General features: G+C 62.1%; 20 protein-coding genes. 4 read left to right on the top strand and 16 right to left on the bottom strand.

Annotation, left to right across the window (positions count from 1 at the left end):
• Positions 1 to 104 precede the first annotated feature (104 nt).
• The 3 genes from rnd to ATC00_RS05675 form a co-directional block, all read right to left on the bottom strand.
• Positions 105 to 1256: a ribonuclease D gene (rnd, locus tag ATC00_RS05685; RefSeq protein ID WP_037379826.1), complete on the bottom strand. Its 1152-nt coding sequence runs from the start codon at positions 1254 to 1256 to the stop codon at positions 105 to 107.
• A gap of 80 nt (positions 1257 to 1336) precedes the next feature.
• Positions 1337 to 2737, bottom strand: coding sequence for a multicopper oxidase family protein (locus ATC00_RS05680; protein ID WP_064252284.1), 1401 nt, complete (start codon positions 2735 to 2737; stop codon positions 1337 to 1339).
• A 73-nt stretch (positions 2738 to 2810) separates the two neighbouring features.
• On the bottom strand, positions 2811 to 4100 hold the full coding sequence (locus ATC00_RS05675) for an MFS transporter (protein ID WP_037379828.1): 1290 nt from the start codon (positions 4098 to 4100) through the stop codon (positions 2811 to 2813).
• Between the two features lie 292 nt (positions 4101 to 4392).
• On the opposite strand from ATC00_RS05675, the gene aspS reads away from it, so the two are divergent.
• Positions 4393 to 6180, top strand: a complete 1788-nt coding sequence (aspS, locus tag ATC00_RS05670) for an aspartate--tRNA ligase (RefSeq protein WP_064252283.1) — start codon at positions 4393 to 4395, stop codon at positions 6178 to 6180.
• A gap of 239 nt (positions 6181 to 6419) precedes the next feature.
• Here aspS and ATC00_RS05665 read toward each other — a convergent pair whose 3' ends face one another.
• The 9 genes from ATC00_RS05665 to ATC00_RS05625 all read right to left on the bottom strand — a co-directional run bounded on the left by ATC00_RS05665 (position 6420) and on the right by ATC00_RS05625 (position 17075).
• Entirely contained in the window at positions 6420 to 7745 is a 1326-nt protein-coding gene (locus tag ATC00_RS05665; protein WP_064252282.1) for an extracellular solute-binding protein, read from the bottom strand.
• 81 nt (positions 7746 to 7826) lie between these two features.
• The gene (locus tag ATC00_RS05660; protein WP_064252231.1) at positions 7827 to 8675 is read right to left on the bottom strand and encodes a carbohydrate ABC transporter permease; all 849 of its coding nucleotides are present in this window, start codon (positions 8673 to 8675) and stop codon (positions 7827 to 7829) included.
• A complete protein-coding gene (locus ATC00_RS05655; protein ID WP_064252230.1) occupies positions 8672 to 9607 on the bottom strand; it encodes a carbohydrate ABC transporter permease in 936 nt (311 codons plus the stop codon). Before ATC00_RS05655 ends, ATC00_RS05660 begins: the two co-directional genes overlap by 4 nt.
• A complete protein-coding gene (locus ATC00_RS05650; protein ID WP_064252229.1) occupies positions 9600 to 10700 on the bottom strand; it encodes an ABC transporter ATP-binding protein in 1101 nt (366 codons plus the stop codon). Before ATC00_RS05650 ends, ATC00_RS05655 begins: the two co-directional genes overlap by 8 nt.
• A gap of 246 nt (positions 10701 to 10946) precedes the next feature.
• Entirely contained in the window at positions 10947 to 12458 is a 1512-nt protein-coding gene (arfA, locus tag ATC00_RS05645) for an arabinosylfuranosidase ArfA (RefSeq protein WP_064252228.1), read from the bottom strand.
• A 109-nt stretch (positions 12459 to 12567) separates the two neighbouring features.
• The gene (locus ATC00_RS05640) at positions 12568 to 13494 is read right to left on the bottom strand and encodes an ArsR/SmtB family transcription factor (protein ID WP_064252227.1); all 927 of its coding nucleotides are present in this window, start codon (positions 13492 to 13494) and stop codon (positions 12568 to 12570) included.
• A 244-nt stretch (positions 13495 to 13738) separates the two neighbouring features.
• Positions 13739 to 15367, bottom strand: coding sequence for a chaperonin GroEL (gene groL, locus ATC00_RS05635; protein ID WP_064252226.1), 1629 nt, complete (start codon positions 15365 to 15367; stop codon positions 13739 to 13741).
• Between the two features lie 100 nt (positions 15368 to 15467).
• A complete protein-coding gene (locus ATC00_RS05630; RefSeq protein ID WP_037379841.1) occupies positions 15468 to 15686 on the bottom strand; it encodes a hypothetical protein in 219 nt (72 codons plus the stop codon).
• A 195-nt stretch (positions 15687 to 15881) separates the two neighbouring features.
• Positions 15882 to 17075 (bottom strand): hypothetical protein, encoded by a 1194-nt coding sequence (locus tag ATC00_RS05625; protein WP_037379843.1) that lies wholly within the window; start codon positions 17073 to 17075, stop codon positions 15882 to 15884.
• A 379-nt stretch (positions 17076 to 17454) separates the two neighbouring features.
• Here ATC00_RS05625 and parC point away from each other — a divergent pair, with 379 nt between their 5' ends.
• Both parC and ATC00_RS05615 read left to right on the top strand, forming a co-directional pair.
• Positions 17455 to 19731, top strand: coding sequence for a DNA topoisomerase IV subunit A (gene parC, locus ATC00_RS05620; protein ID WP_064252225.1), 2277 nt, complete (start codon positions 17455 to 17457; stop codon positions 19729 to 19731).
• Between the two features lie 144 nt (positions 19732 to 19875).
• The gene (locus ATC00_RS05615; RefSeq protein WP_037379846.1) at positions 19876 to 20199 is read left to right on the top strand and encodes an ArsR/SmtB family transcription factor; all 324 of its coding nucleotides are present in this window, start codon (positions 19876 to 19878) and stop codon (positions 20197 to 20199) included.
• Between the two features lie 18 nt (positions 20200 to 20217).
• Here the strand turns inward: ATC00_RS05615 and ATC00_RS05610 are convergent, their stop codons facing one another.
• From ATC00_RS05610 to hemB, 4 genes are all read right to left on the bottom strand, one after another.
• Positions 20218 to 21129, bottom strand: a complete 912-nt coding sequence (locus tag ATC00_RS05610; protein WP_064252224.1) for a DMT family transporter — start codon at positions 21127 to 21129, stop codon at positions 20218 to 20220.
• 3 nt (positions 21130 to 21132) lie between these two features.
• Positions 21133 to 21912: an arginyltransferase gene (locus tag ATC00_RS05605; protein WP_037379849.1), complete on the bottom strand. Its 780-nt coding sequence runs from the start codon at positions 21910 to 21912 to the stop codon at positions 21133 to 21135.
• Between the two features lie 176 nt (positions 21913 to 22088).
• Complete coding sequence (locus tag ATC00_RS05600) at positions 22089 to 22553, bottom strand: RDD family protein (protein ID WP_064252223.1); 465 nt, start codon at positions 22551 to 22553, stop codon at positions 22089 to 22091.
• Between the two features lie 77 nt (positions 22554 to 22630).
• Complete coding sequence (gene hemB / locus ATC00_RS05595) at positions 22631 to 23644, bottom strand: porphobilinogen synthase (RefSeq protein WP_037379853.1); 1014 nt, start codon at positions 23642 to 23644, stop codon at positions 22631 to 22633.
• Positions 23645 to 23826: 182 nt separating this feature from the next.
• Between hemB and ATC00_RS05590 the strand changes: the two genes are divergently transcribed.
• The gene (locus ATC00_RS05590) at positions 23827 to 24264 is read left to right on the top strand and encodes a DUF6163 family protein (RefSeq protein ID WP_037379854.1); all 438 of its coding nucleotides are present in this window, start codon (positions 23827 to 23829) and stop codon (positions 24262 to 24264) included.
• The last annotated feature ends 92 nt before the right edge of the window (positions 24265 to 24356 follow it).

The raw sequence follows: 24356 nt of genomic DNA, 5'->3' as shown, positions 1-24356 counted from the left end.
CATTCGCGGCAGTGCGAACACCTGATCCGTTGAGTCGGATCAGCATTTCAATTCGTCTGGCTAAGACCGGATTCGGGCGGAAAGGTGTTGGCGGCGGCCGCCGTTCAACCGCCGATTTCCATCGCCTCGATCTTCTTTCCGACGAAGCGGAGAGCCACTTCGCCGTTGATAAGCTTCAGGGCCATCTCGCCGAAAAGCTCCCGGCGCCAGCCGTGCAGCGCGGCGACGTCGGCCCTTTCGCCTTCGGCGGCGATCCGATCGAGATCGTCGCCGCTGGCGATGATCTTGGCCGCCACGCCCTCCTTTTCGGAGATGAGCTTCAGGAGCACTTTGAGCATTTCGCCCGCTGCCGCAGCGCCCTCCGGCGCGTGGTTCTGGCGCGGCAGGCGGGGCAGATCAGTCTTCGGAATCGCCAGAGCCTCGGTGACCGCCTCGATAATCGCGGTCCCGGGAGCCGAACGCTCCCAACCCTTCGGAATGGTCCTCAGTCGGCCGAGTGCTTCCGCATCCTTCGGCTGCTGCTGGGCGATCTCGTAGATCGCGTCGTCCTTGATGATCCGGCCGCGCGGTACGTTGCGGGCCCGCGCTTCACGCTCGCGCCAGGCGGCGATCTTCTGCAGCACTGCCAGCTCGATCGGCTTTCTGACGCGCATCTTCAGGCGCTGCCAGGCATTCTCCGGATGGAGATCGTAGGTCTCGCGGTTCTCCAGAATGGCCATTTCCTCGGCGAGCCATGAGGAGCGTCCTTCGCGCTCGAGCTCCGCTTTCAGGTAATGATAGATATCCCTGAGATGCGTCACATCTGCCAGCGCGTATTCGAGCTGCTTGTCGGTGAGCGGCCTGCGGCTCCAGTCGGTGAAGCGCGACGATTTGTCTATCTGCACGTTCTTGATGCGGCTGACGAGCTGGTCATAGGAGACGCTGTCGCCGAAGCCGCAGACCATGGCAGCCACCTGCGTGTCGAAGAGCGGATGCGGAATGAGGTTGCCGAGATGGTGGATGATCTCGATGTCCTGACGGGCCGCGTGGAAGACCTTGACGATATCGGCATTGGCCATCAGCGCGAAGAAGGGTGCCAAGTCGATCCCGGGCGCCATCGGATCGACGATCACCGCCGTATCGGGGCTCGCCATCTGGATCAGGCAGAGTTCAGGCCAGAACGTGGTCTCGCGCAGGAATTCCGTATCGATCGTAATATAGCTTGAACGGGCCAGCTCATTGCAAGCGGCCTCCAGTTCTGCTGTCGTCTGAATCATCGTGGCTAAAATCACTGTGGCGAAAATGAGGCTTGAGCCTTCCCTCTATCGTTTCGCTGCGGCTGTCACAATCGAAATTGTCAGATAATTTTGAAATAGCCGGTCATCCCGGTCTTTTGATGTTCAATTATGTGGCAGTGGATCACCCAGTCGCCGGGATTGTCGGCAACGAGCGCCACCTCCGCCTGTTCGTCCGGCAGGAGCAGGATCGTGTCGGTCGGCGGCGGCAGGAAGCTCCGCTTGTTGGAGCTGAGGATGCGGAAGCTCAAGCCATGCAGGTGGATCGGATGCGCATGCGGGGTGCGATTGGCGATCTCGAGCACATAGCTTTTGCCGAGTTTCAGCTCCTCGATGGGCGCAATCGGATCGGGCGTGTCGCCCGGCCACGGAACCTTGTTCAGCGCCCAGAAGGTGAAGCCGAGCGATCCGCAGATCGACGGCGTCGCCTTGTGTTCTGCCGTCGCGGTGAGCTCGAGCGGAATCCGCGTTGCCGTCGACAGGTCGGCTTCGGCGACCGGATTGGCGGGGAGGGGAGCGACGTCGCGATGATGCCGTTTCAGGGAAGGCCCGGCGGCCCGGAAGCTTGCGATCGTCCAGGGATTCGAGCCGCGGAAATTGCCGAGCGTCGCGCGCGCCCCTTCGCCATCGGGCATGCGCAGGACGAGATCGACGCGCTGCCCCGGCCCGATATCCATGCGGTCGAGCAGGAACGGATGTTCGACCGGGTTGCCATCGAGCGCGACCACCTTCGCCTCTGCGCCCTCCACACCGATCGTATAGATGCGCGTCACGTCGGTCGCCACGATCCTGACCCGAACGAGCCCGCCGGCAGGAGCGTCGTACACGGGCTCCTGCTGCCAATTGGCGGTTCTGACCGTTCCATAGGTGCCGCCGCGCGCCGCGTGCCGCGGCTTGAAAGGATCGATGTATTTGCCCCCGGCACCAAGCCGCCAGTCGCGGAGATTGAGGACGATTTCAGCGTCGAAGTTCGGGTCCGCCGGGTTCTCGACGACGATCACGCCGGTGAGGCCGTGGCCCATCTGCGTCAGCGTGTTGCAATGGGGATGGTACCAGAAAGTGCCGGCGTCGGGCGGGGTGAAGAGATAGTCGAAGTGGTCGCCGGGATACACGTAGGGCTGGGTCATTTCCGGCACGCCGTCCATCGCATTGGCGATCCGCAAGCCGTGCCAGTGAACTGTTGTCGGCTCGTCGAGCCGATTCACCAGCCTTGCCGCATAAGCTTCGCCCTTGCGCATCCTCAAGACCGGCGGCAGGGCGGCATGGGGCGCATCGCCGAGCCCGTAGGTCATCACAGGCGTGACGCCGTCGACCGTGATTTGCGCCTGCGCAAGCTGCGCCGTCAGCACCTGCGGTCCGGGAGTCGTTCCGGCGCGTGCGGCAAGTCCGGCGCCGAGCGCAAAGGCGCCGCCGAGTGCAGCCGAGGCCTGGAGAAAAGTGCGGCGGCTCAGCATCGGGGTCATGGCGTCCACATTCGAAAAAAGGCGGGCCGCGGAGCCATGGTGTTGCCCGCAGCGTTCCGGGAATTGCGCCGTTTTAAACCTGATCTTCACGTTCAGCAATTCGATCTGATCGCGCATCTTGCCGCAGGTGACCTTGCTGCGGATGGCTACCGCCTACCAGCTTGTTGAAGAAGGACGAGGTGCGCAGCAGATTGCGGAACGGCATCGCACGCTCGCCGGCCGGCACCGCCTCCCGCGCCGTCATGCGCTGCAGCGTGTAGAGCATGAAGAGAAAAAGGATCACCGCAGTATAGATGAAGAGCGCCCGCGGTCCGAAGAGATCAAGCATGAAGGAGGCGAAGAGCGGTCCGATGATCGCCCCGAGCGACCAGAAGAACAGCATGCCGGCGGAGACCAGCGCATGCTGGCCTTCGGCGGCGTGGTCGTTGGCATGGGCCGAGCAGAGCGAATAGAGCGGCATGGCGAACGCGCCGAAGGCGAAGATGCCGGCAAAATTCAGCCATTCGTCGCTGCCGGCGCCGAAGGCGAGGAAGAGACCGGCGACAAGTGAGCCGAAAGTGGCGATCAGGATGATCAGCCGCCGGTCGATCTGATCCGAATAATGCCCAAGCGGATATTGCAGCACGACGCCGCCGATGATGCCGGCGCTCATGAAGGTCGCAATGGCGGTCACCGAAAGCCCGATCTCCTGCGCATAGATCGGCCCGAGCGAACGGAAGGCGGCATTGGTCAGCCCCACGACGATGCAGCCGATAGTGGCGAGCGGCGAGATGTTCCAGAGCGCCTTGACGTCGAAGCGGATCGCCTCCGGCGCGACAGGGCTCGACCGGTCGGCAAAGGAGATTGGTACGAGCGAGAGCGTCAGCGCCATCGAGATGATGGCGAAGAGCTCGAAGCCGCCGATCCCAACGCCGGGAATGAGATATTGCGCGGCGGTCACCGAGCCGAGATCCACAAGGCGGTAGATCGACAGCGTGCGGGCCCGGTTGGCATTGGTGACGCTGGCGTTCAGCCAGCTTTCTACCGTTGCGAAAAGGCCGGCGAAGCAGATGCCGGCGACGAGCCGCATCAGGAACCAGAAGCCCGGTTCGATGACGAGGACCATCGCGATTGCTGCCGCCGAGGCGATTGCCGCCATTGCCGAGAAGGTACGTATATGACCGATCGCTCGGAGGATGCGGGTGACATAGACGCAGCCGATGGCGAAGCCGATATTGTAGCCGGCGCCGACGAGGCCGATCAGCGACGTCGAAAAGCCTTCCTCGAGCGCGCGCAAGGATATGAAGGTGCCCTGCAGTCCGTTGCCGCCGATCAGAATGCCGGCGGTTAGGAGGAGAGGGATGAGGGGGCGAATCTGGGACATGGCGCACCCGGCTTTACGGCGGCGACTCGTGGGGCGGGTGGGTCTTCCACTGTGTACCCGATACGCGATAGGGGAAGACAGTCGCGATTTGTGACCTTTTCTGGTGTCATGTCCGCCGAGACGCACCTAGTCGGACAACGTTGCGTTGGCAGGCGCCCATTGGACGGGCGGCGGGAGCGCCGCGGCCTTGACAAATCCGGCGCATCATGCGCTTTTCCGCCCGACTTTGGCTATGCCGCCGCGCCCGCCTTGGCGAGCCTCGCGCGGCCTTCTGCAATTCCAGGACCAGACGATGCACCGTTACCGCAGCCACACCTGTGCCGCTCTCCGCAAGTCGGATGTCGGCTCCACCGTTCGCCTTTCCGGCTGGGTTCACCGCGTCCGCGACCACGGCGGCGTGCTCTTCATCGACCTGCGCGACCATTACGGCATCACCCAGGTCGTCGCCGATCCGGACTCGCCGGCCTTCAAGATGGCGGAAACCGTGCGCGGTGAATGGGTCATCCGCATCGACGGAACCGTCAAGGCTCGCACCGACGAGACCGTCAACAAGAACATGCCGACCGGCGAGGTCGAGCTCTATGCCCGCGAGATCGAAGTCCTTTCGGCCGCCAAGGAACTGCCGCTGCCGGTCTTCGGCGAGCCGGAATATCCAGAAGACGTGCGCCTCAAATACCGCTTCCTCGATCTCCGCCGCGAGACGCTGCACAAGAACATCGTTAAGCGCACCGAGATCATCTCGGCCATGCGCCGGGGCATGACCGAGATCGGTTTCACCGAATATACGACGCCGATCCTGACGGCCTCGTCGCCGGAAGGCGCGCGCGACTTCCTGGTGCCGAGCCGCATTCACCCCGGCACCTTCTACGCGCTGCCGCAGGCGCCGCAGCAGTACAAGCAGCTGCTGATGGTCGCCGGCTTCGACCGCTATTTCCAGATCGCGCCCTGCTTCCGCGACGAGGACCCGCGTGCCGACCGGCTGCCGGGCGAATTCTACCAGCTCGACCTGGAGATGAGCTTCGTCGAACAGGAAGACGTCTGGGACACAATGGAGCCGATGATCCGCGCGATTTTCGCGGACTTCGCCGGCGGCAAGCCGGTCACCGAAAAGTTCCAGCGCATCCCCTATGACACGGCGATCCGCAAATACGGTTCCGACAAGCCCGATCTCCGCAACCCGATCGAGATGCAGGACGTCACCCAGCATTTCGCCGGCTCCGGCTTCAAGGTCTTCGCCAACATGATCGCCTCCAACCCGAAGGTGGAGATCTGGGCGATCCCGGCCAAGACCGGCGGCAGCCGCGCCTTTTGCGACCGCATGAACGCCTGGGCCCAGAGCCAGGGTCAGCCAGGCCTCGGCTATATCTTCTGGCGCAAGGAAGGCGAGAAGCTCGAAGGGGCAGGCCCGCTCGCCAAGAACATCGGCGAGGAACGCACCGATGCGATCCGCACGCAGCTCGGCCTCGAGGATGGCGACGCCTGCTTCTTCGTCGCCGGCGAGCCGGCCAAGTTCTACAAATTCGCGGGCGAAGCCCGCACCAAGGCCGGCGAGGAGCTGAACCTCGTCGATCGCGACCGCTTCGAACTGTGCTGGATCGTCGACTTCCCGTTCTATGAATGGAATGAGGACGAGAAGCGCGTCGACTTCGCCCATAACCCGTTCTCGATGCCGCAGGGCGGCCTTGAGGCGCTCTCGGGCGACGACCTGCTGTCGATCAAGGCGTTCCAGTACGACATGGTCTGCAACGGCTTCGAAATCGCATCCGGCTCGATCCGTAACCAGTCGCCGGAGCTGATGGTCAAGGCCTTCGAGAATGTCGGCCTCAGCCAGGCGGATGTCGAAGCGCAGTTCGGCGGTCTCTACCGCGCCTTCCAGTACGGCGCCCCGCCGCATGGCGGCATGGCCTTCGGCATCGATCGCATCGTCATGCTGATCGTCGGCGCCAAGAACCTGCGTGAGATCTCGCTGTTCCCGATGAACCAGCAGGCCGTCGATCTGTTGATGGGAGCACCGTCGCCGGCAACGCCGGCGCAACTGCGCGAACTGGCGATCCGGCCGATCCCGCAGAAAAAGGACTGAGCTCCTTCGAGAGACAAGAAAACCCGGCGATGACTGAACTGACCCCACAAAGTTGGACATCCAACTTCGGGGGGCAGTTCAGACCTCGCCGGGTTTCTCTTTTGGGCGGCCACTTCGAGGACGAAGTACGAATCTTCATCCCGTTCGGGATGAGAGCTCCGTCAATTGAGGCCGTTTGATTTGAGCGGGACGAGGCGGAGAGGTTCCTCATCCCGCTCTGGCTCGGGGAGTGGCGAGCCTCAGATATTCGCGAGCAACTCGTTGATGCGGGACTCCATGTCGGCAAGGGCGGCGTCGATCTCCTTCTGGCCGGTAATCGCCGCATTCATCTCCTGGCCGATGATGTCCTGGATTGCGAACTGGCGCTGCACGGTCGACGGCAGCGGCGTGCCGAGTGTTGCGATGGGCGCGATCGTATCGCGATGCGGCAGCTTCTTGAACGCGTCCGACTCGAGCACGGCCTTCACCGCCGGAAGGTGGCCGGTACGTGACCATTCGTAGTCATTGTCGTTGAAGAACTTCAGGAACTTGCCGATCGCCGCCTCTTCCTCCGGGGTGCGGTCTTTCTGCGAAACGGCCCAGCTGTGGCCGTCGGCATATTGGGCCTTTTTGCCGGAGAAAAGCTGCGGATAAGGGTAGACCGCGTAGCCGCCGGCGTTGAGGGCGGTACCGGATGTTTCCGAGGAGGCGGTGTAGTCGCCGATCACCCACGTACCATTCAAATGCACGCCGCCTTCGCCTGCGAGAAAGGCATTGATGCTGGCGGCGTAGTCCAGGTCTTTCGTGGTGTCGTCGTTGTCGTAGATCGCCTTGTACATCTCGAGGACCTTCTTGGCCTCGGCCGTGTTCATCTTCACCTGCTTGGGATCGGCAAAGAAATCGGAATCCTGCTGGAAAAGATAGGTGTAGAGGTTGCGCGTATAGAGCGCGACTTCATTCGCGAGATTTTGGACGAAATAGGGCTTGCCCGTCTTTTCCTTGAACTGCTTGGCCTGTGCCATGAGTTCGTCGACGCTCGCCGGCAGCTTCGGCGTGCCGTCGGCATTGACGAGGCCGGCCTTTTTGAAGAGGTCCAGGTTGACGTGGAACAGCATAGTCCAGTTGTCGATCGGCAAGCCATGGATCTTGCCGTCCTTGGTGACGCCGCTGAGGCTCGCGTCGGTGAAGTCCGAGGGCGAGACGCCAACCGTTTTCAGGAGATCGTCAAGCGGCATCAACAGGCCCTTGGACTGGTAGTCGCCGAGCACGGAGTGGTGGACGGTGACGATGTCCGGCGGGTCGCCGGCCGCAAACTGCGCCGTCAGCTGGTCGTAGCCCGGCCATTCGACGGTGGTCACGATCACATGCACATCCGGGTTGTCGGCGTTGAACTTGTTGATCAGCGAGGTGATGATGCCGCATTCCCCGACGGCCTTGCTGACGTCGGTATTGGTGCCGAACTCCGCGTCGCAGGCGCCGAAGAAGCGCTGCACGGTAAGTTCGGTTGCCGCCAGGGCAGGCGTCGCGACGGCGAGCGCGAGCGCCGAGGCGGCCGCCAGCATGTACTTCCTCAGGCTATGTGTCATGTTCATCTCCTCCTCATGGGGCCTCGCCCCTGGCTTGGCTCCCCTCCCAGAGAGCCGGTTGCAACACTATGGGTGGTGGCTTCAGCGAACCGCGGCGCCGGAGACGGCCGTCACGATGTATTTCTGAAAAAACAGGTAGAGAATGAGGATCGGCGCGCCTGCAAAGACCGCCTGCGACATCAGGAATCCGAGTCCTTCCGACTGTGCGAAGTTCGTCTGCGTCGAAGCGATCCCGATCGTCAGCGTGTACATTTCCTTTTTGGTGCCGGAGATCAGCGGCCAGAAATAGTCGTTCCAGGACGACAGGAAGGTGAAGATACCGAGGGTGGCCTGCGCCGGGATCGTCAGGGGTAGCAGCACCTTCCAGAAGATCTTGAAGCGGCTGGCATTGTCGAGCAGCGCGGCCTCGTCGAGCTCCTTCGGTATGGCGCGGAAATATTGCGTCATCAGAAACACGCCGAAGGGAGCGGCCAGGCCCGGCAGGATCAGCCCGTGATAGGTGTTGTGGAATTTCAGCCAGCTGAAGAGCTGATGCCGGGCGATCAGCACCGCCTGTTCCGGAACAGCAAGGCCGAGCAGCACGATGATGAACAGCGCATTGCGGAACGGAAAGTTCAGCCGCGCAAAGCCGTAGCCGGCGAGCGACGACAGGATCAGCGTCATGACGGTAAGGCCGCCTGACACGATCAGGCTGTTCAGGATCCAGCGGAAGACCGACGACGTCGCCAGGATGTTGATGTAGTTGTTGATCGTATAGGGCGCATGGAAGACGGAATTCATGTCCGTCATCAGTTCCTTGTTGTCCTTGAGCGACAGCGCGATGACCCAAGCGATCGGTGCCATCATGATCAGCGCAAGAACGATCACCAATATGAGAATGATGCGGTCGCCGGTCGAGCGACCAACGATGCCCGAGGACGTGGAACTCATCCTTCCTCTCCTCTCCGGCGAGAGATGAAATACTGCGCCATGGCGGCGAGCATGATCAGGATGAAGAGAATTTCGGACGCGGCGGCGCCGAGGCCGAGATCCCACTTGGTAAAGGCGGCCTCATAGATGTAGAGCACGATCGGCTTCGAGACATTGTTCGGGCCGCCCTGCGTCATCAGCCGCGCCTGTCCGAAGAGCTGGAACTGCAGGACGATCTCGATGATGATCACAAGGACGAAGGTGCGCCGGATCGAGGGCAGGGTGATGTGCCAGAGCGTTCGCCAACGGCTTGCATTGTCAAGCGCCGCGGCCTCGTAGATTTCCTGCGGCACCTGTTGCAAGGCCGAGAGAAAGAGCATCATCGGCAGCCCGATGCACCACCAGACCGTCGCGATGGCAATTCCGATCATGGTCAATTTAGGGTCGGACAGGAAGGCGGGCGCGGTCGCTCCGAACCAGCCGTAGATCGTCGCCGGCAGGCCGAAATTGCCGATGAAGACGATGCGCCAGATGAGCGTCACTATCGTCACGGAGAGGACCGACGACGAGAAGTAGACGGCGCGGAGCGCGGCCGCCGACCTCGTCTTGCGATTGAGGGCGAGTGCCAGCATGAGGCCAATCAGGGCGAGGGCAGGGACGGTCAGGAAAACAAAGTAGAAGGTGTTGCCGACCGACTGGATGAAGATCTTGTCCCGGAAGAGCCGAAAGTAGTTATCGACACCGACGAACCGCCCGATGCCGAAGGCGTCGGCCTTGTGAAGGCTGAGCCATATGCTCCAGAAGAGCGGCACGACGAGAAGCGTCACGAACAAGAACAGATAGGGCGCGACGAAAACCGCGTTGCGCCAGAGCGGGGCATTGATGTTCTGCACCGCCTGCCGTGTTGCCGCCTTGGCGGCCGACGCGCTGCCGGAAAGGGTCGCCTCAGCCATGGCCGACGCCCTCATTGTGCCAGGCTCTGCCTTCGGCGTCGAAGAGGTGTGTGCGGGCGCCATCGAGCGCCAGGGCGACTTCGTCGCCGATCGCGACGCGGCTGTTGCCGACATCCTCGGCGATGATGACGCTTCCGCCCTCAAGACGCGTATAGAGCAGCGTGCGGTCGCCGAGACGCTCGATCACCTCGACTTTGCCCGTCGTCGTCGCAGCGGTTCCGTTGGCGAGTTTGACGGCCTCGGCGCGGATGCCGAGCGAATGCTCGCTGCCATTGATGCCGTCGAGGCGGATTGCCGTCTGCAGCTCGGTACCGTCCGGCAGCCTTGCGCGCGCGAAGCCGTTCTCGCCTGACAGGCCGATCGGCAGGAAATTCATCGTCGGAGAACCGACGAAGGTGGCGACGAAGCGGCTTGCCGGCCGCGAGTAGATCTCCATCGGCGTGCCGATCTGCTCGATCTTCCGGTTGTTCATGACGACGATGCGATCGGCGAGCGTCATCGCCTCGATCTGGTCGTGCGTGACGAAGATCATCGTCGATCTGACCCGGTTGCGAAGCTGGGCAAGCTCGACGCGGGTGCGCACGCGCAGCGCCGCATCGAGGTTCGACAGCGGCTCGTCGAACAGGAAGGCCTTTGGCTCCTTGACGATGGCGCGCCCGATCGCGACGCGCTGGCGCTGGCCGCCGGAAAGCTGGCCGGGCTTGCGTTCGAGGAGGTGGCCGATTTCGAGCATGCGCGCGGCTTCTGCGACGCGCGCGGAAATGACCTCGGCCGGCAGGCTTATGTTGCGGAGGCCGAAGGCCATGTTGTCGGCCACCGTCATGTGCGGATAAAGCGCGTAGCTCTGGAAGACCATGGCGATGTCGCGCTGGCCCGGCGGCAGATTGTCGATGCGCTCGCCGTTGATCGAGATGGTTCCGTCGTCGACGCTGTCGAGCCCGGCGATCATCCGCAGGAGCGTGGACTTGCCGCAACCCGACGGGCCGAGAAAGACAATGAATTCGTTGGCCTTGATCGTCAGCGACAGTCCGTCGAGCACGGTCAGCGAGCCGTAGCGCTTGCTGACATTTCGGATTTCGATATGGGCGGTCATCCGGCGGCTCCGACCTTGGTCTCAGAACCGCAAAGACCAATTGCGACGCTCGGCCGGCCCGCCCCAAGACGGCGGCTTCTCCCGCCGGGCAGCGAGACCAGATTGATCAACGATAGTGCCAAAACAGAAGCCCTTGCTCCCATCTTCTCCTCCCAGCGGCACGTCGAAGCTGTGTCGCGACGTTAAATCATACAATTCATCTGTCAAGGCATTTCCGATACATATCGGAAACTATGATTTGTACCGTTACGCTTTCAGACGGATCATCCGGTAGGACAGCGGCGCGATCTTCAAGCCGAGCCTTCCGTCCGCGAAGGCGGCGCCTTCTCCTTTTTTCGGCACCACATTGTCGGGCTGGTCGGCGCTGTTGGTGATGTTGATGTCGGAATGGGCGAGCACCTGATCGTCGATGATCTTCATCGTGCCGAATTCGAGGAGGCTGACGTCGAGGTCGATCGCTTCGCTGCCATTCCGGTTGACGATGAAGAACGTGACGGCGTTTCTGTGTGCATCGTGGACGGCGGAAATATCGAGATAAGGAACCTCGCCAAGGCCATCGACCCTATAGGTCGGGCTGTCGACCAGCAGCTTGAGCGCCGTTCCGCGGCCATAGACCGAAGCGAAATAGTAGGGATAGAAGATCGTCTGGCGCCAGGCCGGACCACCCGGCACCGTCATGATCGGGGCGATGACGTTGACGAGTTGCGCCATGCAGGCGATCTTCACCACGTCGGCGCGATTGATGAAGGTGTTGAGTATGCAGCCGACCTGTAGCACGTCCTCGAAATTATAGTCGTCCTCCAGCAGCGCCGGCGCATGCGGCCAGCCATGGGCGCCGGCAAGGGTCGCCTTGTCGCGCTCCTTGGAGTGGTACCAGACGTTCCATTCGTCGAAGGAAATATAGACGTCCTTGGTCGAGCGTTTCTTCGCCTTGATGTAGGAGATCACGCCGGCCACCGTGCCGATATAGTGGTCGAGCTCGATGCTGCGCGCGAGGTAGTTGGCCGTGTTCTTGGCACGGTTCTCGAAATACATGTGCAACGAGATGAAATCGACCTCATTGTAGGTGTGGTCGAGAACGGTCGCCTCCCATTCCGGGTAGGTGGGCATATGCGCATTGGAGGAGCCGCAGACGACGAGTTCGAGCGAGCTGTCGAAGGCGCGCATCGCCTTGGCGGTCTCGTGCGCCAGCCTGCCATATTCGTCGGCCGTCTTGTGGCCGATCTGCCAGGGGCCGTCCATCTCGTTGCCGAGGCACCAGAGCTTGACGTCCCAGGGCTCCTCGCGGCCATTGGCGCGGCGCTTGTCGCTCCATTCGCTGCCGCCCGGGTGGTTGACGTATTCGAGGAAGTTGCGGGCCTCGTCGAGCCCGCGCGAGCCTAAATTGACGGCGAGCATCATCTGGGTATTGGCAGCCGCGCACCAATCAGCGAATTCATGGATGCCGACCTGGTTGCTTTCCGAGGTGTGCCAGGCGAGGTCGAGGCGCGTCGGGCGGCTCTCCTTCGGGCCGATTCCGTCTTCCCAGTTATAGGCGGAAACGAAGTTGCCCCCCGGATAGCGGACGATCGGCACATTGAGTTCCCTGACGAGCTCGATCACGTCCCGCCGCATGCCGTTTTCATCGGCGGTCGGATGATCGGGTTCGTAAATGCCGGTATGGACGGCACGGCCAAGGTGCTCAATGAACGACCCGTAGAGACGCGGATCGATCTCCGAGATCGTGAACTTGCTGTGCACCGTTACCGCGGCCTTCATGGCTTCCTCCACTGCATCCTGATTTGTGATTTATATCATAAATTGGGATGAGTAAAACGGAAGCCACGGCGGAGGTCAAGTAGCGATATTCTGTAGCACGGGGTGAGCCTCACCGTGTCTTCAGGCGCAGCAGGATATCCTGATCGTAATTGCCGAAGCCTCGGCCGAAGATGTTGATGCCGCCGGGATGGCGCGCGTCGTCCCGGACGCCGATGCGAAGCCGGATCGAATGATGTTGGTCGAGCCTTAGCTCGGCGAGCTTGACATTGGAAATGCGCAGACCGTCGACAAAGGAGCCGTCGTCATTGATCCGAAAACTCTTCAGCTTGCCGTATTGCGAGCCTTTGAGCTTCCACCAATCCGGGGTTAAAACGCCGCGTTTGTCGCCGAAATCGCCCGGGGAAGTCCAGGTGCCGATGTCCACTCCATTGATCGTTAGGGTGATATCGGACGGCCAATCGGCGCTGGTTCCCGGCACCTCGGAGCTCAGTTCCATGACGAACTCGACCTCGCGAATGCCGGTGTTCGCCAGGCGCGCATTGTTCGGGAACTGATACTCGACATAGCCGCGTGTAAACCAGATCAGCGCCGCCTTCATCCGGTCGGGATCGAGAAACGTGTCGGGTACATCGAGCAGTCCGACGATGCCGTCGGCCGAGCAGAGGCCGCAAGGGGCGGTCACTTCGAAGCTCGTATAGAGTCCCAGCGGCATCGACACTTCGATCGCGTCCGGTTCAGTTTCCTTGATTTCCTTCTTGAAGACGACGAGGACCTCGTCATAGACGCTGTGGCAGACCTTCTGGTTTCCCTTCCGCGCCCTCTGCGTCTCCGTCCGGATGAGCCCCGCCTCTTCCAAAATCTGCACGTTGGTTGAGACGCTCGACTGCGGCAGATCAAGGACATCCGCAATCTCGTTGACGTTCAGCGGTCCCTTTTCGTGCAGCAGCTTCAGCATCGAGACTCTTGCCGGCGACGCGAGCCCTTTCAGTACGGGCATGCCTTCCTCGGGGTCGACGACAAGAAAGTTACGGCTCATGGGGTTCCGATCGGCTGGACTGAAATGCAATTGGATAATGCATATCAAAATATCTGATCTAATCAACCGCCAGCAACGTGTCGCCGGACACTTGCGATCGCAAGCCACGCTTTCTCGGTTCGTAAAGGCGGGAAATGCGCCGCCCTTGGCAGGCGCTGAGCGGAGTCGGGCCGTCGGATGGCGCCGACGCCCCGGGGCCGTCGCCCTGCGACGACGCCCGCGCCGGCGCTGGTTAATTCGGCAATTAGAAATCCATGCCCGGGGCAGGGGGCATAGGCATCTGTCCTTCTTTCTTCGGCTTCTCGGCGATCATCGCTTCCGTTGTCACCAGAAGACCGGCGACGGAGGCTGCGTCCTGCAGTGCCGCGCGCACGACCTTGGCCGGGTCGATGACGCCCATCGCGAAGAGGTCGCCGAATTCCCCCGTCTGGGCATTCCAGCCATAAGAGAAGTCGGTCTTTTCGCGCAGCCGTCCAACGATGATCGAGCCCTCGGCGCCGGCATTCTCGGCAATCTGGCGCACTGGCGCCTCGATGGCGCGACGGACGATCTCGACGCCGACACGCTGGTCGTCATTGACCGTCGGCACGTTGCCGAGCGCGTTGACGACACGCAGCAGTGCCACGCCGCCGCCCGGCACGATACCTTCCTCGACGGCGGCACGCGTCGCATGCAGCGCGTCGTCGACACGGTCCTTCTTTTCCTTGACCTCGACTTCCGTCGAGCCGCCGACGCGGATCACCGCGACGCCGCCGGCGAGCTTGGCAAGCCGCTCCTGCAGCTTTTCGCGGTCATAATCGGAGCTGGTTTCGTCGATCTGCGCCTTGATCTGCGCGACGCGGCCGCTGATATCCTCCTTGGCGCCGCCGCCGCCGACAATGGTGGTCGCGTCTTTCTCCACCATGATGCGTTTTGCACGGCCTAGACTTTCCATCGTGACGTTTTCGAGCTTGATGCCGAGGTCCTCCGAAACGACGGTGCCACCGGTCAGGATGGCGATATCCTCCAGCATCGCCTTGCGCCTGTCGCCGAAGCCGGGCGCCTTGACGGCGGCGATCTTCAGCCCGCCGCGTAGCTTGTTGACGACGAGCGTCGCAAGGGCTTCGCCCTCGACGTCTTCGGCGATGATCAGCAGCGGCTTGCCGGCCTGGATAACCGCTTCGAGAATCGGGATCATCGCCTGCAGGTTGGAGAGCTTTTTCTCGTGGATGAGGATGTAGACATCCTCCAGCTCCGCCCGCATCTTGTCCTGGTTGGTGATGAAATAGGGCGACAGGTAGCCGCGGTCGAACTGCATGCCCTCGACGACCTCGAGTTCGATTTCCGCGGTCTTGGCCTCTTCGACGGTGATGACGCCCTCGTTGCCGACCTTCTCCATCGCCTCGGCAAGATAACGCCCGATCTCCGCGTCTCCATTGGCCGAGATCGTCGCCACCTGGGCGATCTCTTCATTCTTGGAGACTTGGCGCGCCTTGCCCTTCAGTTCGTAGACGAGCGATTCGACCGCAAGGTCGATGCCGCGTTTGAGGTCCATCGGGTTCATGCCGGAGGCGACCGCCTTTGCGCCTTCCCGGACGATCGCCTGCGCCAGCACCGTCGCGGTCGTCGTGCCGTCGCCGGCAACTTCGCTCGTCCTCGATGCGACCTCGCGGAGCATCTGCGCGCCCATATTCTCGAACTTGTCCTCGAGTTCGATCTCCTTGGCGACGGAGACGCCGTCCTTGGTGATCCGGGGCGCGCCGAAGGCCTTGTCGATGACGACATTCCGCCCCTTGGGGCCGAGGGTGACCCGGACCGCGTTGGCCATTATGTCGACGCCGCGCAGCATCCGGTCGCGGGCATCGGTGTTGAACTTGACATCTTTGGCAGCCATGTATCCCTCCCTCAACACGATAAATCAGGTACTTATTCGCCCGGCCCGCAGCGCCGGACCTGATAGCCGCCGGCACCTGCGGGCAGCGGAAGCTTCGCCGTCACTCCTCATCGACCTCGGGTGTCAGAATGTCGATCAGGGCGGCAACCCGGCCGGCCGGAAGATGGCGGCCCTCGCCGATCAGGGCCTCGTCGTTGTTGACCCAGGCAATCGCTTCGGCAAGTTCACTCGCGGTCGCGCCCGTCGCCAGAAGTTCGGCCATCAGGGTTTCATCGACCGGGCCGAGAATGGCGGTGATATCCGAATGCTTCAGTCCCATTGCGTCCTCCTTCCGGGTTTCTTCGGTAGGGAATGCACAAACTGCCGGCTGTCGAGATAGATAGGCCGGCGCATGCGAGCATCAAGCGCTGCATCATAACATCGATCGCGGTGGCAAAAAAAAGCCCGGCGAGACATTCGCCGGGCTCGCATTCGAAAGCCGCACGCGTTGCGTCGGCTCGCAGCGCTTTAAGCGTCAGTCGTTTGCCGTCACCTTGACGCCGAGAACCGAGGGGATGGTGTTCGGCGCGCCCATCGCGGCACCCATGATCATCGGGAACGGTACGGGCTTTTCCGGTTCGGCGCTGATCGTCAGGCTCTTCGGCGCGTCGAGATAGGCATTGACCGCCGCCGATATCTGGTTCTGCAGTTCCGGCAGGTTCAACTGCGCCATCATGATCGGCACCAGGCCCTTCAGCGACTGCGCCATCTGCTCGCCGGTGACGCCCTGCTGGCTGCCGGCATAGTCGAGCGCCTTCTTGGTGATTGAGGCGTCGTCGAAGCGGATCGAGGCGCTGTTGAACGTCAGTTGCTGCATGAGGCCGAGCATCGCAAGGCCCATTGCCTGGTTGGCCTCTTCCTTGTTCGGATTAGCTTGCGCGGCCTTGTTCGCCTCCTGGAGCGACTTCAGGAACTGGAGCGTGTAGCCGGAAAAATCCATGGCGATGTTCAGCCGGCCGACATTCTTGAAGTCGAGAGCGTATTCATCGACGGCGAGATTGCCGCTCTCCAGCTCCCAGCTTCCCTTCATCGTCACCTGGCCGTCGATCTGCTTCAGGCCGAGCTTGTCGATCGCGTCCTTCGCCTTGGCATCCTCGACCTCGGAGAGATCAGCGTACAGTCCCGCCATCGTCGCGTCGAAGTCGAACCCCGCGTCGTTTTCCTGCCGGCTCAAATTGCTCTCGATGCTGGCGATCTTGAAGACGTCCTTGCCCTTGACCTTGACTTCTACCGGCCCCGTGCCGAAGGACTCGTAGAGCAGAATGTCGTCGATCGTGCCGCCCGACGCATTGCCGGGAATGGAGAGGCCGCCGATCGCAATGTCCTTGACGGAGGCGCTGTCCTCCTTTTCGGTCACATTGACATCTGCGAAGGAAACCGTTTCGGCGTAGTAGCCTCCGTCATCGGTCTCCTTGACGCCTTCGAACGTCACATCGCCTATTGCGACCGATTCGCCTGGCTGCGCCACGACCTGCAGCTTGACGCCGCTTGCCGTCACGTCGTCACCGTCCGCTTCCGCCTTGTCAAAGGCGAGCGACGTGCCGTTCACCTCAAGCGCGGCGCTCAGTTTCTTCATCATGTCCGCGCCGTCCAGCGCGAAGGCCGGGCTGGCGAGCGTGAGGAGGGCGGCGCTGGCCATCATCAGACGGATCTTGCGCGTATGCATCATTGCGTTGTTCCTTGTGAAAAATGTTGGATTGCTGGTGTTTCCAGGGCCTGCTGCGGTGATTTCTGGCGGTCGTCGCGGAGCTCAAAGGAAGGGCTACGCGGCAGCACCGAACTGCGACGCTGCCTCCCACCCACGAGCTCTTGCATTGATCCCCATCCTCAACCCACCGAATTGCAGTGCGACCCTAATACGAAACCGGGCGAATTTATATCGCCGAGTCGAATGACGGATGTTCCCCGCGGATCATGCTTTCCGGAAAATTACCTGCGGAAATCCATGGCTGCAACCCGAGGTTTAGGCAAGTGTCTGAGGCGCGTTCTCCACAGCGTGGTAGGCCGCGATTCTTGCCGCGGCGAGCCGGTTGCGGTAGCAAGGATGCATGGGACAAAGCCTTTTGCCGCCTTCTGGCGGAGACGACAACATTCAACCGGTTGACCTCAAGGCGGCGCTCGAAGAGCGCTATCTCGCCTATGCGCTGTCGACCATCATGCATCGCGCGCTGCCGGACGTCCGCGACGGATTGAAGCCGGTCCATCGCCGCATCATTCACGCGATGAGCGAGATGGGCTTGCGACCCAATTCCTCGTTCAAGAAATGCGCGCGTATCGTCGGCGACGTGATCGGTAAGTTCCACCCGCATGGCGACCAGTCGGTCTATGATGCGCTGGTCAGGCTCGCTCAGGACTTTTCGCAGCGCTACCCGGTCGTCGACGGGCAGGGCAACTTCGGCAATATCGACGGCGACAACGCCGCCGCCTATCGTTACACCGAAGCGAAGATGACCGAGGTCGCGGCCCTCCTGCTCGAGGGCATCGACCAGGATGCCGTCGATTTCCGCCCGACCTACAATGAGGAGGACCAGGAGCCGGTCGTCCTTCCCGGCGCCTTCCCGAACCTTCTCGCCAATGGCGCGTCGGGCATCGCCGTCGGCATGGCGACGTCCATCCCGCCGCATAATGCACATGAGCTTTGCGATGCGGCGCTCTACCTGATCCGCCATCCGAAGGCGACGGTGGAGGACTTGCTGTTCGACCCGGCCAATCCGCAGCGCGGCGGCATCGAGGGGCCGGATTTTCCGACCGGCGGCATCATCGTTGAAAGCCGCGCCAGCATGCTCGAATCCTATCGCGCCGGTCGCGGCGGCTTCCGCGTCCGCGCCCGCTGGAGTGTCGAGGACCTGGGGCGCGGCGGCTATCAGATCGTCGTCACGGAAATTCCCTATCAGGTTCAGAAGTCGCGGTTGATCGAAAAGATCGCCGAGCTCCTGATAGCGCGTAAATTGCCGCTCCTCGAGGACATCCGCGACGAATCGGCGGAAGACGTCCGTGTCGTGCTGGTGCCGAAGAGCCGCTCCGTCGACGCTAACATCCTGATGGAATCGCTGTTCAAGCTGACCGAACTCGAAAGCCGCATTCCGCTCAACATGAACGTGCTGTCGATGGGCCGCGTTCCGCGCGTCATGGCGCTGAACGAGGTGCTGAGCGAGTGGCTGGCGCATCGCCGCGAGGTGTTGCAGCGGCGCTCCCGCCACAGGCTTGCCGCGATCGACCGGCGGCTCGAGATCCTCGGCGGCTATCTCGTCGCCTATCTCAACATCGACGAGGTTATTCGCATCATCCGCGAGGAGGATGAACCGAAGGCGGTGATGATCGAGCGCTTCTCGCTGGCCGATCTCCAGGCCGAAGCCATCCTCAACATGCGGCTTCGCTCGCTGCGCAAGCTCGAGGAGTTTGAGATCCGCACCGAATTCGACGCACTGTCGAAGGAGAAGGCTGAAATCGAGGCGTTGCTCGCTTCCGATGACAAGCAGTGGCAGGCGGTCGCCTGGGAAATCGGCGAGGTGAAGAAGAAGTTCGCCAAGGCGACCGAGCTCGGCAAGCGCCGCAGCACCTTTGCCGATGCGCCCGAGGCGGATGTCGAAGCCATCCAGCAGGCGATGATCGAGAAGGAACCGATCACCGTCGTCATCTCGGAAAAGGGCTGGATCCGCGCCCTCAAGGGGCACATCTCAGACACGTCTGCGCTGCAGTTCAAGGACGGCGATGCGCTGAAGGTGGCGTTCCCGGCCCAAACGACCGACAAGATCCTCGTCTTCACCACCGGCGGCAAGGTCTATACGCTTGGCGGCGACAAGCTGCCGGGCGGCCGCGGCCATGGCGAGCCGTTGCGCATCATCGTCGATATGGAAAACGATCAGGACGTGCTGACGGCGCTCGTTCACGATCCGGTCCGCAAGCTCATCGTCGCGTCCGCCGCCGGCAACGGCTTCGTCGTCACCGAAAGCGACATCGTTGCCAATACCCGCAAGGGCAAGCAGGTGATGAACGTGGTGATGCCGGACGAGGCAAAGCTCGTCGTGCCGGTCAAGGGCGACCACGTTGCCGTCGTTGGCGACAATCGCAAGATGCTGGTCTTCCCGCTGGTGCAGATACCCGAAATGGCCCGCGGCAAGGGCGTGCGCCTGCAGCGCTACAAGGACGGCGGCGTTTCCGACATCCGCTGCTTCAGCATGGCCGACGGGCTGACCTGGGAAGACAGCGCCGGCCGTGTCTTCACGAAGACCAGGGACGAATTGATCGAGTGGCAGGGCGACCGCGCCGGTGCCGGCCGCATCGTGCCGAAGGGCTTCCCGCGGAGTGGCAGGTTCAGCGGCTGACCGCCGGATCTGGCCCGTGGATCGTTCGTTCGGCTGCTTGCTTATCCACAGCTTCCAGGTCTTTTCCGCCAGCCGCTGCAACTCTTTGCTGTTTCCTTAAATCGGCCGCGATTTGCCCAATGATGCGGCGGAGAGAGGAACGCGATGATTTCGGCCCTTGACGATACCTTGTTGGCACTTGCCGATCCCACACGCCGCCGCATATTCGAAGTTCTGTTTGCCGGTGAAAGCTCCGTTGCGGAAGTGGCCACTGCGATCGGCGCCGAACAGGACGAGCTGTCGAATCACGTGGTGATTCTGGAAGAGGCGGGGCTGATTACCCGCCGGCGTCAGGGCAACGGAGAGTTTATCGCCGCCGATCCGACCCCTTTGGAGGTCGCGGCGGAATGGATCAACACCAATCGCGAGCTTTGGGCGATGCGGTCGCAGATCGAGGAGACAGGGCCTGCTCCGGCAAGCCCGCAGTAACCGGCAGGCAAATCGCCGTCACCCGGTGAACGGCAATTCCTCACAGGGAATCTCGGCCTTTGCCGCCTTGCTGCGCATCTGCCAGAGCGAATGGCCGAGCAAAGCGAGGATCAGGATGGCGCCGCCGACGAGCGTCTGGAACGTGGGCATCTCGGAAAAGACGATCCACACCCAGATCGGCGCCAGGATCGTTTCGAGCAGGTAGAACATCCCCACCTCCGGTGCGGAAAGATAACGCGGCCCCGTCGCCAGGCAGAAGAAGGCGACGGGAATCATCACCAGCCCGTTGAAGAGGATATAGCCAGGCGCGGCAATGGCGAATCCGCTCGCCGGCAAGAGCGTGAGCGCCGCGAGCGCCGGGAAGATCGCCGTCGCCAGCGGCACCAGCGCCATGTCCCGTCCGCTGGCACGGCTGATGGTGATGGCACTCGCCAGCAGGAAGGCCGAACAGGCGGCCATGGCGTCGCCGAACAGGTGCCCACTTTCCAGGCCGTCCTGCACGATGACCCCGACGCCGAGGAGCATGATCGCCATTGTGAGCAATGTGGCGTTGGAGGGACGCTCCTTCAGGAAGATCCAGGACAGGATCGCCGCGAACATCGAGGTGAAGGCGAGGATAAAGACGACGTTTGCCGTCGAGGTGTTGAACACCGCGAGCAGGAAGGTGAAGGAATTGATGCCGTAGAACAGCCCGGCGATCAGCCCGGCCTTGCCGTGGATCAGCGCGATACGGCGGCCCAGCACGCGGTTGATGAACAACCAGGCGGCAATCGCCACCGCGAAGGTCGACAGGCTGCGCACGGCGAGGATCGACCAGACTTCACCGTCGGCCGAACGGATCAGCGGGATGTCGAAGGAAAGCGCAAGGCCGCCGAGGCCCGTGATGGCAAGACCGCGTCGGTGCCGCGCGGCGTCGGAGGAGGGGGTCAAGTCTTAATCCGTGGCGGTTTCGGGGAGGTCTTGGCCGCCAGCATAACGCTCCCACCCGCGGGCCATAAGGTGCTCCTGCGGCAAAAACTTTGTCTTATACCCCATTTTGCGGGAGCCCTTGACCCAGTAGCCGAGATAGACATGCGGCAGGCCGCGTTCCTTCGCCCGACGGATATGGTCGAGAATCATGAAGGTGCCGAGCGAACGGTTTGCGAGACTGGGGTCGAAGAAGGAATAAACCATCGACAGCCCGTCGCCCATCCGGTCCGTGAGCGCCGTGGCGATCAGCGGACCTTTGGCTTTCTCGCTGATGCCGTCGCCCTCGGCCCGCAAGCGGTATTCGATGATTTTCGTGTGCACATGGGTGTCCTCGACCATCATCGCGTAGTCGAGCACCGACATGTCCGACATGCCCCCCCTCTGGTGCCGGCAGTCGAGATAGCGGCGGAATAGGTTGTACTGCTCGCTCGATGGTTCCGCAGGATATTCGGTCGAAACCACATCCTGGTTGGCCGCGAGCACACGACGCATCGACCGGGTGGGCATGAACTCGTTGGCAAGGATGCGCACAGAAATGCAGGCGCGACAGGTCTCGCAGGCCGGGCGGTAGGCGATGTTCTGCGAGCGGCGGAAACCGCCCTGGGTCAGAAGATCGTTCAGCTCCGGCGCGCGCTCGCCCACCATGTGCGTGAAGACTTTCCGTTCCATCTCGTTCGGCAGGTAGGGACAGGCTGCCGGCGCGGTCAGATAGAATTGCGGAGACTGTGTGGTCTGCGTGTTCATCGAGCGCGGGGATCACTCTTCGCGAGGTTACTCTGCAATAGGATGGCCGAAGAATGAAAAACGTCAACACACGCGTTCGGCGAGGAACGAGCAAGTGCCGACAATTTCTGGGGACGTCGATACCGCTTGGCCAGAATTCAATTCGGCGTTGAAAAAGGTCTTATCGCCCGCCACCGTCAGTACATGTCGCGGCGGACGCCGACGGTGCCGATCAGAAGATCGTGCAGCAACCTGCCGCGATCCGTGAACAGTCCGATCAGCAAGACGAGCGGCGTCAGCAGCGCATTGGCGATCCAGAAGATCGCGAGGTGTATGATCGCGGTCAGGAAATCCAGCGGCCGGCCATCCGTCCGGGCGATCGCGACGCCCATGATTCGCATGCCGAGCGATGCCTGCTCGCGGCCGCCGACGGTAAGCCCGAAATAGAGCATCGCCACCAGCGCGAAGAGCACCGGATAGAGGAAGAATCCGAGGCCGAGCGTCAGGATGCCCAGAAAGAAGACGACGACCGCAGCCGGAATCCACAGGAGCGCGACGATCAGGTAATCGATAATGAAGGCGAACACCCGGCGCGACAGGACACCCTGGTAAGCGCGCCAATCCTGGCTAGGAAGTCGGAGTTCCTGGTTGTGCATGCTCATGTCAGCCTCGCCTCGTTTCGATCACATATGGGGACCGGATTCGACAAAACAATGCGTCTGTCGTGCGAACCGGCCGCTCATCGCTTTGCCAGGATCTTTGCCACTTCGACGGCGAAGTAACTCAGAATGCCGTCACATCCGGCGCGCTTGAAGGCAAGCAGCGTCTCGAGCATGATGCGCTCGCCGTCGATCCATCCATTCGCCGCCGCCGCCTTGATCTGCGCGTATTCGCCCGAGACCTGGTAGGCGAAGACCGGCAGGCCGAAGGCTTCCTTCATCCGCCAGCAGATGTCGAGATAGGGCAGCCCGGGCTTCACCATCAGCATGTCGGCGCCTTCCTCGACGTCGAGCGCGGCGTCGCGGATCGCTTCGGTGCCGTTGGCCGGATCGATGTAATAGGTCTTCTTGTCGCCCTTCAGCAGCCCGCCGGTGCCGATCGCCTCGCGATAGGGGCCATAGAAGGCGGAGGCGAATTTCGTCGCATAGGACATGATGCCGACATTGTGGTGGCCTGCCGCATCGAGCGCCTCGCGGATGGCGCCGACCCGCCCATCCATCATTTCGGAAGGTGCGATGATGTCTGACCCGGCATCCGCCTGCATCACTGCCGCACGCGCCACCGCTTCCACCGTCTCGTCATTGACGATTTCGCCGCCGCGCAGGATGCCGTCATGGCCGTGGCTGGTGAAAGGATCAAGCGCCACGTCGGTGATGACGCCGATATTCGGAACGGCGCTCCTGATCGCCCGCGTCGCCTGATTAATGAGGTTGTCGGCGGCAAGGCTGTTCGATCCGGTTTCGTCGCGCAGCGCCATCTCGATGTTCGGGAAGGTGGCGACGGCGGGAATGCCGAGATCGGCCGCCTCCTTCACCGCCTCGACGGCCTTGTCGACGCTCATGCGGTTGACGCCGGGCATCGCTTCGATCGGCTGAATGATGCCGCTGCCCGGCACGATGAAGATCGGCCAGATCAGGTCGTCCACGGTCAAGCGGTTCTCCTGCACCAGGCGGCGCGTCCAGTCCGCTTTTCGGTTGCGGCGCATGCGACGGTGTCCGGTGATCCTGTCCACAAGATTTGTCCTGTCGTTCATCGCCCCCGCTTCCTTCTTCTTTCACTGCGTCGATCGAAGGCGGTTTATCACGCGCCTCGGCTGATTGAAAACAGCGCCGCGGGAGGAGGGGCTGCGGCATTTCCCCCCGCGGGTGAGCCGCTCGGGCGGACTCTCCTGCTTTGCGCTGGTGGATTGCCGGCACTCGGCCTATCTTGCGGGCCATGCTTCACGATTCTGCTCATGTCCCGAAGCCATCGCTCACCGAAGTGCTGTTCGGTTGGTTCCTGCGACTGGTCTCGGCCTCCTGCTTCTGGTTTGCGTTGAACTACTGGGCGATGCTGATCGGTTTTTCCCACGGTGGCGCCGGGCGTTTCGATTTGCTGGCGCCTGAGTGGCGCGCTGCCGCGACGGCGCTTGCCGTCCTTTATCCGGTCGCTGCCATCGGGCTCTGGCTGCTCGTCTCCTGGGGGCCGGTTATCTGGGTGCTCGCGGCGGCAATAGAACTCGCCATGCTCGAGTTCTCTCCCGGCATGCTCGGCGCACGTCCGCTGCTCCTCTTGCTCCACGGGGCCGTCGCGGTGACCTTCGTTCTTTTCCGTGCGGCGCTCTTCTGGCAGCGCTGGCGCCAGGCGCGACAGGTAAGGGTTGATTCACCCTGAGACAGGCTCCTCGGATGGTAAGTTCATGTTAAGGCTGCGGTTTAAGTAGAATTTTATACGTATTCGATAGGGTCTCACTCAAGGCGGGAAGA

The sequence above is a fragment of the Sinorhizobium americanum genome, assembly GCF_001651855.1.
GTDB classification, from domain to species: domain Bacteria; phylum Pseudomonadota; class Alphaproteobacteria; order Rhizobiales; family Rhizobiaceae; genus Sinorhizobium; species Sinorhizobium americanum.
This window is presented reverse-complemented; position numbering and strand designations above follow the sequence as displayed.